Below are 605 nucleotides of genomic sequence, written 5' to 3' on the forward strand. Positions count from 1 at the left end.
CGCCTGGCCATCGCGGCGACCTGTCCGGCCAGCTCCACGCCGGTCGGGCCGGCACCGACGATGGCGATCGTCATCCACCGGTCGCGCTCCTCGGCGCTCTCCGCCGCGGCGGCGTTCTCGAAGGCCGACAGCAGCCGCGAGCGCAGGTCGATCGCGTCGGCGAGGGTCTTCATCGGCCGCGCCACCTCGCGCCACTCGTCGTGGCCGAAGTAGCTGTCGGTCGCTCCCGCCGAGACGACGAGCGTGTCGTAGTCGAGTTCGCGGCGCGCACCGTCGGAGAGGACGACCTCGACGTGCTTGCCCGTGGTGTCGAAGCCGACCACCTCGCCGAGCAGCACCTTCGCGTTGCGCTGCCCGCGGAGCACGTCGCGGATGGCCGGGGCGATGTCGCCGGGCGGCAGCAGCGCGGTCGCCACCTGGTAGAGCAGCGGCTGGAAGAGGTGGTGGTTCATCCGGTCCACGACCGTGACCTCGACGGGAGCGTCCTTGAGCGCCCGCGCGGCGGCCAGTCCGCCGAAGCCCGCTCCGACGATCACGACCCGGTGTGCGGCAGCAGCTGTCATGCCTCTCGGCTACCCCTGACGCGCCGCGCCTATCCCACGCTT

At 72.4% G+C, this 605-nt stretch carries 1 protein-coding gene; it reads right to left on the reverse strand.

All coding sequences use genetic code 11. The features are described from left to right. A partial coding sequence (locus CCN37_RS37935; RefSeq protein WP_143262053.1) for an NAD(P)/FAD-dependent oxidoreductase occupies nt 1-563 on the reverse strand: 563 nt, incomplete at its 3' end. Between the last annotated feature and the right edge of the window lie 42 nt (nt 564-605).

The sequence above is a fragment of the Allokutzneria sp. NRRL B-24872 genome (assembly GCF_002155965.1).
Taxonomy (GTDB): Bacteria; Actinomycetota; Actinomycetes; order Mycobacteriales; family Pseudonocardiaceae; genus Allokutzneria.